At 42.7% G+C, this 8,149-nt stretch carries 7 protein-coding genes; 1 reads left to right on the forward strand and 6 read right to left on the reverse strand.

What is annotated here, in order from left to right; all coding sequences use genetic code 11:
- Positions 1 to 182 precede the first annotated feature (182 nt).
- Positions 183 to 1,220: a glycosyltransferase family 2 protein gene (locus tag A3735_RS15995; protein ID WP_068511706.1), complete on the reverse strand. Its 1,038-nt coding sequence runs from the start codon at positions 1,218 to 1,220 to the stop codon at positions 183 to 185.
- A gap of 110 nt (positions 1,221 to 1,330) precedes the next feature.
- On the opposite strand from A3735_RS15995, the gene A3735_RS16000 reads away from it, so the two are divergent.
- A complete protein-coding gene (locus tag A3735_RS16000; RefSeq protein ID WP_068511708.1) occupies positions 1,331 to 2,413 on the forward strand; it encodes a glycosyltransferase family 4 protein in 1,083 nt (360 codons plus the stop codon).
- Between the two features lie 72 nt (positions 2,414 to 2,485).
- Here the strand turns inward: A3735_RS16000 and A3735_RS16005 are convergent, their stop codons facing one another.
- The 5 genes from A3735_RS16005 to A3735_RS16025 form a co-directional block, all read right to left on the reverse strand.
- Positions 2,486 to 3,847, reverse strand: coding sequence for a VanZ family protein (locus tag A3735_RS16005; RefSeq protein ID WP_068511709.1), 1,362 nt, complete (start codon positions 3,845 to 3,847; stop codon positions 2,486 to 2,488).
- Between the two features lie 38 nt (positions 3,848 to 3,885).
- A complete protein-coding gene (locus tag A3735_RS16010; protein WP_068511712.1) occupies positions 3,886 to 4,749 on the reverse strand; it encodes a JmjC domain-containing protein in 864 nt (287 codons plus the stop codon).
- A gap of 74 nt (positions 4,750 to 4,823) precedes the next feature.
- The gene (locus tag A3735_RS16015; protein WP_068511715.1) at positions 4,824 to 5,897 is read right to left on the reverse strand and encodes a hypothetical protein; all 1,074 of its coding nucleotides are present in this window, start codon (positions 5,895 to 5,897) and stop codon (positions 4,824 to 4,826) included.
- A 12-nt stretch (positions 5,898 to 5,909) separates the two neighbouring features.
- Entirely contained in the window at positions 5,910 to 6,737 is an 828-nt protein-coding gene (locus A3735_RS16020; RefSeq protein WP_068511716.1) for an alpha/beta fold hydrolase, read from the reverse strand.
- Positions 6,734 to 8,149 (reverse strand): phosphopantetheine-binding protein (locus A3735_RS16025; protein WP_197469994.1); only part of this gene is annotated, 1,416 nt, incomplete at its 5' end. The genes A3735_RS16020 and A3735_RS16025, both read right to left, overlap by 4 nt.

Here is an 8,149-nt window from a genome sequence, read left to right on the forward strand (position 1 = left end):
TGGTGTTGTTCTAACACCCACGAAGGTGGTGGCTCAAACGATGCAAGAAAGACGGAATGACCAAGTGCTTCAAGACCAGATTTCTCTTGGCTGATTCGTTTCGTTCGGCCACCTTTGTCTAGAGAATTTGCGACGATTAAAATATTAATGGTTTTGCTCCTTCAGCAAACATATCGGTTACTTTATTTCGTAGCGTGGCTTTTTTGCTCTGGCGCATTACCGCCAAAATCATCATATAGTAAGCGAGACTGTTCGTTAGGGTTACTTAAAGGGTCCCAGATGGGAAATAAACGCCTTCTAACTGCAAAGAAAACTCGGTCAATTTTGTTCGCTAGGCCGTTAGGAATATGCATCCACCTTAAAACCAGGAATATGCGTCGCCTAATCGCCCAGTTATATATGGATTGCTCAGAGTAGAAGTTATAGCCCCATCGCTTCTCAAATAGTCGGCTGGATGACTCAGTGATTTTGCTGTTCCAGCGTAAGTTAAAGTATTTAAGGTCTGAGAGGCTGGCACGAGTGCCTAAGTTATCAAAGATAATATTGCAACGAGGCTCTACATAAAGCTTTAGGCCTCGGTTCTTCAGCTGCATGCCGATATCCAGGTGCTCTCGGATAGTCATGTGCGGGAGTTCAAGGCTTTTCAGGACTTCGGTATTGAACATAACGCAATGAAGCTCAAACGCTTGGCTTTCAGTCACTTCTTGCGGCAGGTCTTCTGGTAAGGTCCGACGGAAGGTCTTTTCTTCGATCAGGTAGGGAGTGTTTTCTACATCGACTGCACGTAGTTCGGTGGTAAAAAGGTGATTGCGCAAGTCTGCACCTTCATCAACGCCAGAGGATTCCAGGGTTACGGGGTAGATGACAGCTGCTTCTTTTTGGTCACCTGTTTCGATGATAGGCGGTAACCAGCCCTCAGTTGTGCGTGAATCGTTATCTAAGAAAACAGTGTATTTAGTATTTATTTCGTTTCGCACTTTCGACATTGCATCGATTGGGATGATAAAGCCGTAGTCGATAATTTTGGCGTTATCTTTTCCTTGCAGGGCCTTTTTTGCTAACTCTATGATCGACTTAGGGTAGCCTAGGTCAAGTATGATTAGGTTGAACAGTTTTGAATCGGTAAACTGGTAGACGTTTTCGATACACTTTTCTAAGCCGGTGTATCTGTCCCTAGGTGAAATAACAATAGTAACTGGTTTTTGAGCTAGATTTTCCATAGTCGACCCAAGTAAGCAATGTAACAATAATAATTCAGAATAGTTTTATACTCGATTCTACGATAGAGTAAAGTGAAATTATCAAGACATGAGCGAAGGATTCACATTATATGGCAGTAAACGGTGGCGCAAGGGTTCTACATGTTCTTTCTAGCCTTAAGGTTGGTGGTGCTGAACGCTTTGTATTGGACTTATCGGCGGTACAAGAACAAGCCGGTGATCATGTTGAGGTATTTTCCTGCTCTTCCGAAGAGTGTGCATTAGATACCGAAGCATCAAAGCAATCCCTGAATTGTATTTTATCTTCAGGTGACCGTTTTCGTGACTACAAGGCGGTATGGCACTATTTCCGTACAAAGTCTTCCAAAAGCGTATTGCATATCCATAGTCCATTTGGTTTACGCTTTTTTGTTCCTCTATTGCCTTTTCTATTTTTGTTGGGGGTTCGAATAGTTTATACAAGGCATGGAATCGCTCCTTTGGCGAGTAAGAAGTGGCGTTTAATTCATCGTTTCGCCAACTTGTTTGTATCTTGGGTGACTTTTGTCTCTGATGCAGGGAAGAAGGCTTTCTACAATACGCACGGTTGGAAAGAGTCAAAACTTGTGACGATTAGCAATGGTGTGTTTGTACCACTGCAAGTGGCTAACATCGAGTCAACGAAGCTTCGTATAGGTTCTGTGGGGCGCATGGTGGCATTGAAAGGGCAGAAAGGCCTGATCAATGCGGTTAGTCGGTTGGATGCTACATTGAGAGAAAAGATAGAAATCCACTTCTTTGGTGATGGTCCTGAACGCAGCAAGTTAGAAGCTTTGGCTTTAGAGGCTTTGAACGATGGGCAGTGTATATTTCACGGGATGGAGCTTGATAGAGATAAGGTGTACGGCTCTTTCGATGTCTTGGCGGTTTGCTCTGAGCAGGAAGGGCTTTCTTTGGCCATTATGGAAGCTATGGCGAGAAGAATACCCGTGATAGCGACAAATGTGGGGGATAGCCCTAAGTTAGTATTGGATGATCAAACCGGCTTTTTATATGAGTATGCTGATGTTGAGAACCTGACAAAACTTATTACACAATTATGTGAAGATGATGAGTTGCGTCGAAGCTTGGGTGAAAAAGCAAGGGAGCATATGATTGAGAACTTTTCGTTGGAGTCTGCTAATGAAGAGTATCAAAAGTGTTATCAAGGCTAAACACTTTGCCTGTGAAAGCTGAAGAAAGGGCTGGCTTTAGTTCCGAGTGTTGTCTAATTTTGTAGCGCTCGGTTAATGCTCCTTCACTGACGGACTAGCCGAAGCGAATAAATGTGCCGTGGTGGCACCAATAAGCCCGCCTAGCGATGCTAATAAGCAGTCAGTTAAATCGACATAACGACCAATAACGAGAACTTGCAGTAGTTCAATGCTCAATCCATATAACAAGGTGACGGTAAGAATTACGAGCGTTTTATATTTTAGACTCAGGTATAGTGATAATAAGCTGCCAAGGGGTAAATAGAGTAGGACTTCTCGAACGATGTCAACTGCGGCGCCAATTGACCGTGCTGAGAAGTGAGCCTTGAAAGGTATGACGTTGCTATCGTAGATAAGCTTTTGTTTTATTGCTTTGAGTGATAACTCAAAATCAAAGGGAGATAGCGCCACGGAAAATAAAAATAAAGAATATAAAACGATAGACAATAGTACATCATACTTTTGTTTATCCTTGCTATTTACGTGCGCACTGGGCTCCTGGTATAGCTTGATGCATAACAATGAAATAGATAAGCCTATCATCGATGCCATATAAGGCATGAATATATCGCTCCTGCCTGACTTTATAAAAACTTCTGATACTTCAATGCACAATGAAAAGAAAAGGCAGTGGACAGCGGGTACTAGAATGTTAGGTGTTTGGCGTTTTATTTGAATATGTGCGCTTAAAAAGGCAAGTGGTATGAATATGATACAATTCAACGTTAAGTACTGCCAATCTACTGATGCGGATGAAAAGTGGAAAAAGGGGTCAAGAATCAAGCGTGGCATGTCACTGTTTTGACTGTTTAGCTTTGCATAGATATCAGATAATGAGACGGTGATATTAAGAGGTAGTAAACAGGTTATATAAGCGACCGCTATATAGATAAACCGGATTCCAGATATGTTTTGCAATGCCGCATTATCTGATTTTTGCTCTATACCAAGTAAGCTAGAAGGTGAAAAGTGAAAGTGCTTTAGTGCAATATAGGCGACAAAATAGCTCGTGATAAAACCTGAAGTATTTGATATTACGTCTGAAATATCGGAATAGCGCCCAATAAATGCTTGCGTTATTTCAACTAGTGTACTGACTAAAAAACCAACAAACAGATAGGGGCTCATTAATCTAGGAGAGGATTTACTCGCTATATATAGGGAACAAAGAAAGCCCAATGGCATATACAGCAGTATGTTCGTAGCAACATCTCTTAGGTTGTGAAAATTAAAAGAAAATGCACTCCCTTTTTCGAGTAGGGTCTGGATTGCACTTTCTGTGCTGGGTGCCTTTCCTGTTAGGTAAAAGCTTGCCGCTAGAATAAATAGTAAATATAGAAGTAGAAGAAGCCCAAAGCTTAGTCGTGTTATATTTGGGCTTGTTTGTAACGGCATTTGAGTTTCCCTATTTCTGTTAAGAGTAAATAATAGCTTTAGACTTTACCACTCAATAGCTTGGCGGCCACTTTGAATAGGAATACTTTTATGGCGTCACTGATCTTTTTGTCACCGGATATAGGGCTTAGCTTGATTCCCAGTCTCCTCTTAACTAATTCATTAAAGCGCAAGGCTAAGCCTTTCTTCTGAGTTTCTTTCGTGTTGAAGATAATTGATACTGAGGCTGAAACTTCATCGCATGTTTTTACCCAGTGTGGTGCTAAATAGGGAATATGAGCGCCTTCACCTGGCTTAATAAAAGTTTTTGTTGAGGTGTTAACAAATTCGTCCCGTAAGCTTGGTGCTACTTTATGGGTTTTGGCTACAAATGTTTCCAGTTCATCATCACTAATTTGTTCTTTATTCCAGGGTTCCCACGTATAGACTTCTTTAGTGCCCGTAAGTTGCATAAGGAAAGTGCTATACCGGTCGATGTGATAAGGCGTTGTGCCATTTGGTGACGTGATAAATAGATAGAGTGTTGAGTCAGTAATTTCTGTACCTAGTTCTTGGGCAAGTTGTTCAAGGTCGTTCTTTAGCCCTGTAAATAGCTCTTTATATTGTTCGTCAATTTCAGGACTTCTAACCATCACAAAAGAGTCTGAAGTCGCCAGATTTTCCAGTGCGTGCTCTAATGAGCATTCTATTTTATGTTCTTTATGAGCTGTATCAAGATTTGCATTGATGTCGACTTTACTAGAGCTGGCATACACGTGCTCCGGGGGAAGTCTGAGGACTAACTCAGATAGACTATCAAGTGATGCTAGAGGTGTCTCCACTACAGACTGGTTAAATTTGAATGACCTTTTGTTGAAGTCGGAGAACTGCTGTTCTTGATCTAGTTTTATGTATTTATACATTTTGCATTCCTTTTTCTCTAGTACTCTTAGTGGAAGAGCTTGTGCGGCTAGCTATTTCTTGAAAATCTACTTATTCACTCGTTTTTTGATAACACGGGCAGAATCACACGCAGTATTTCTTCTTCGGATAAAGGGCTTAATTGAAGCTTAAAACCTTGGTTAAGTTGTTCGATCAGGTTATTTAACCAAAAGCCGTTGTAGACTGTTCCAGCATGATAGTCGGCCAATATCAGGTTGCTAGGGTGATCGCCTTGACGACTCTTAATGGTGACCTTATCAGCTAATCGGGTTTCAAGGTTTATGGGCTCATTATAACGGTCACTATATCGCTTTATTTGCCAGGCGACATCATCTATGAATAATACGCGTTTCTTATCTTGAACGTAACTTTTTAGCTGACGATCAAAACTACCCAGGACTTGGTCTCGGTTTTTGATGTTTTCTAATGTTGGCCAATGTTTATAGCTTTCGGTTAAATTGCAGTCTCGACACATACCAAGAACAGCGACCTTTACAGAAGGGTGGCTCGCCAATAATTGCTCGGTTGCCTCGGTGATCTGACGGACACACTCACTGACAACGTCTTTAGCTGTCTTGTCTAAGCCGCTGACTCCCCATTGTTCTAATAGTTTGGTTGAGCCGAGATTGTTTACGCCGATTCGAATGATGACCAGCCCCTTTTCCCAGAAGTCCGGAGAGCGCTGCAAGCGAGAGATCAGCCATTTTGCTTGATAGGGCCAGCCTTCAAGCAAAGACTGACAGCGAAGTCCGGAAACTGCATAGTTATAGTCGAAGTCTAATTTCTTGGGGGCTCGGGCAGGGAGCTTAAGCCAGTTCTTGATTCTTGCCCAGCGGTAACTTTCACCCCATGTCCCGAATGCTCCAAGATTAACTTGCTCAGATCGAAATCTGTCCCATAGTGCTGGCCAGTTGTAAGTGACGCTATGGAAGTCGCCTCCTCTAGCTTTATTGTCATATTTATCTCGATAGCTATGACTGTCTGAATCACCTAATATTGCGACAGGAAACGCAGCATCACCAGGATCAGAAGTATCGATGCCTGTCTTATTCAGGAATAGCCAGTACGAGGCAAAAACCATTACAAAAAAAAGGCCGATGGTGGTGGTTGTTGGTTTAATCGAAAGCATCCTTGCCTCACTTTAGTAATGTCTGCTTAACCAGTTTTTAATCGCGTCGAACAAGCTGTGCTTATCGTTCAGCATGAAAAAAGTATGGTCAGCTTTGGGGAAATAGACTTCTTCAAATATTTGCGTGAAGAACTCGCCAGGAAATGCATCTTTCATTTGTCCCTGATAGTTGTAGTAGGACTGTACCCCTCCGCTGTAGACATATAGGCACTTGGCTTCGCGTTGATGCAATACTTCCATGTCGGCCTTATATTGACTTTTTTCCGGCAAGCGCCAGACATAGTCATCAACATTATTTGCTTGATTATCGCTCGATTCTGAAGACATAGCTTTGGTTTTAGTCAGCCGCTTAATTAAAGCCTTAATCAGGTTGAAGGGCTGAGATAGCTTTTTGAGAAATTTCACACGATTAAACTTTGGACTTAGGTAACCATAGCCATCTATCCAAACTAAACCTTTGACACGATCATCCTTTACAGCAATTTTGTGAGCGTTCTCGGCACCTGTACAAAGGCCAAAAGAAATTACACTGCAGTGGTTAAACTGAGCTTCAAGGCAATCCAAGGCTGCAAGCATATCCTTGGTAATTTGCTCTGTTCGAGAAGAAGGTGATGCGATGCGGGTGCTATCACCTTGCCCACTCAGGTCAAATCGAAAGCTGGCATACCCTAGATCAGCCAAGAATTTTGCGAGATGTACATGCAAATTGAAAGGGCCTGATTTATGAACTGCACCAGCATTAATTATCAAGAAACAAGGCTTCTTGCAGTCTTCTTCTGGAGCAGTATAGATACCCTGAAGGTGGTGCTGTGGGCCAAAGCTCTGAATTTGTTCAATCATTGACTTAAGCTCTTTAAAATAAATTGGTTGATATTATGTGTTGAGATTGAGCGGTCAATGTCCTTGTAGAAGTACCAATTGCCTTCATCATCAATATGTTGGTAGTTGATATGCTGCCCACCTGTCGCACTTAAGCTTTCATCTTCGGTCGTTGAGATGACGGTGCATGGCGTATCATTAAGGCTATTGAGTTGGTCTGCCAGTCTTAGAGAGTCTATTTGCTTTTGTAATTTCGTACAGTATTGATAGCCAAGGTATTCACCCTGTTTTAGGTCACTGCTTTTCCTTCTAACACTGAAATGCCAGTTTTGAGTAAGTACTTGTTTTTGCAGAGTGTCTAATTTACCAAGATAGTCGGAGCCATTGAGAATCGGGTCCCAAAGGACTAGCTCATTAAACTGGCACTTTGTATTGGCTAATGTAGCAATTGAGGCGCCTAAACGTGAGGCGACACAGACCACCTGCTCAACGCCTGCTCGGGCTTTTAGCTCCTCATATGCTTTGATAAGGTCTTGTTGCCATTCTTCGATACTTTGAGTAGAAAACTCACCAGTGGAGTCACCCACGCCGTGGTAGTCAAAACGCATGCAATAAAAGCCTTGTTTAGCGAGGCTAGTGGCAAGTAGCTGGGTCATTCGATAGTTGCGAAAATACTCATGTCCGATCGGAGAGCTGAATAATATTGCTTTGCTACGATAAGCGCCCGCACCAGGCTCATGTATTACGCCGTAAAGAGGTAATTTACTATCACCGAAGAATACTGGGTGGATTGTTTGCGTTGCGGGAGAATGTAGCTCTGTTTTATTGGTTTCGTCAGAAAGACCTTTAGCCGCTGAGCTTTCTGTAGCGGCTGTTTTTGTGGTCTGATCTATTAGCTCAGCTAGTTGATGTAAGCTTTCCAGTAGTAAGTCTCGAGGCTTCAGTTCAACGTTAAAATGCGCTTGCACTTTATGAATAACTTGAATGGAAAGTAATGAATGGCCGCCGATATCAAAGAAATTATCGTATTTGTTAATATCATGGTTCCCGCATACTTCTCCCCAGCAGAGAGCTAACCACTTTTCTGTGCTTGTCTCGGGGCCTTGACGCGATTCACCGGCAGACATTTGAGTTAGGTTCCAGCTTTGCAGGACTTTTCGATCAAGCTTGTTGTTAAGGGTGCGTGGTAACTCCCCGAGTGCTTCAAGGTGCTGCGGCACCATGTAAGGGGGCAATTGCTGTCGCAGGTGCTCACGAAGTTCACTGAGACTAATCGGGCTATTCTTCCATACAACATAAGCGATGAGCCGCGTATCGCCGGCACGGACTTCTCGTACGCTTAAGGCGCAGTCGTCAATGGCGTCGTGTTGGCGCATAAGCGTCTCAATTTCACCCAGTTCTATTCGGTAGCCGCGTACTTTGACTTGCTGATC

This window comes from Oleiphilus sp. HI0061, from assembly GCF_001635675.1.

Bases quoted from the DNA above. Each gene is read 5' to 3' on its own strand.
- A3735_RS16020 (WP_068511716.1), bottom strand. From the start codon at position 6,737: ATGATTGAACAAATTCAGAGCTTTGGCCCACAGCACCACCTTCAGGGT.
- A3735_RS16015 (WP_068511715.1), bottom strand. From the start codon at position 5,897: ATGCTTTCGATTAAACCAACAACCACCACCATCGGCCTTTTTTTTGTA.
- A3735_RS16005 (WP_068511709.1), bottom strand. From the start codon at position 3,847: ATGCCGTTACAAACAAGCCCAAATATAACACGACTAAGCTTTGGGCTT.
- A3735_RS15995 (WP_068511706.1), bottom strand. From the start codon at position 1,220: ATGGAAAATCTAGCTCAAAAACCAGTTACTATTGTTATTTCACCTAGG.
- A3735_RS16000 (WP_068511708.1), top strand. From the start codon at position 1,331: ATGGCAGTAAACGGTGGCGCAAGGGTTCTACATGTTCTTTCTAGCCTT.
- A3735_RS16010 (WP_068511712.1), bottom strand. From the start codon at position 4,749: ATGTATAAATACATAAAACTAGATCAAGAACAGCAGTTCTCCGACTTC.